The organism is Aquibacillus sediminis, assembly GCF_005870085.1.
Classification (GTDB): domain Bacteria; phylum Bacillota; class Bacilli; order Bacillales; family Amphibacillaceae; genus Aquibacillus_E; species Aquibacillus_E sediminis.
Map to the genome: position 1 here is coordinate 1 of NZ_SZNM01000071.1, position 839 is coordinate 839.

The 839-nt window shown below is 35.5% G+C and carries 1 protein-coding gene; it reads left to right on the forward strand.

The window, feature by feature from the left end; genetic code table 11:
* Positions 1–839: IS110 family RNA-guided transposase (locus FCI53_RS21200; protein WP_138420947.1), on the forward strand; the 839-nt coding region annotated here is incomplete at both ends.

The following is an 839-nucleotide window of genomic DNA, read 5'->3' on the forward strand; positions in this document are numbered from 1 at the left end:
TTCGAAAAGTTTAAGCATAGTATCCATACACTACAAGATTTACATGAAAAAGAACAAGTAATTGTTGGTTTTGAACCGACAGGACATTATTGGATGAATCTAGCTGCTTATTTAATCAAACATGATATTCCTTATGTGTTTGTTAACCCTATGCATGTTAGTCGAACAAAGGAACTAGATGATAATCTTCAAACGAAAAATGATCAAAAAGATGCTCGTGTTATAGCTCAACTTATCCGAGATGGGAGATTTAGTTTTCCGCGTATTTTAACTGGCGTTGAAGCGGAATTACGAAATGCATCCATGTTAAGAACGAAAATTGTAGAGGATATAACTGCTTTGAAGAACCGTATGGTTCGTTGGTTGGATCGCTTTTTTCCTGAATTTCACCAAGTATTTCCGTCTTTCGGTAAAAATGCTTGTGCTATCTTAGAAAAAACACCTTTACCACAGGATGTGGTAGGAAATGATTTGGAAGACCTTATGACACTGTATATTCAAGTGGAAGGACTAAAATGCCCTTCACGCCCTAAGATAAGACAAATTCAATTCTTAGCTGAACAATCCATTGGGATAAGAGAAGGATTAGAGATGGCCCGTTTTGAAATAGCCACACTTCTTAACCAATATAAGTTACTACAACAACAATTAGAGAACCTAGATAGTCATATGAAAGAATTGGCCATACAACTAATAGACTATGAATATGTTCAATCTGTAGATGGAATAGGAGATCATTCTATAACTATGTTGCTTTCAGAAATTGGATCTTTTACGCATTATAAACATCCACGCCAACTTATTAAGCTAGCGGGATTAACATTGCGTGAAAATTCCTC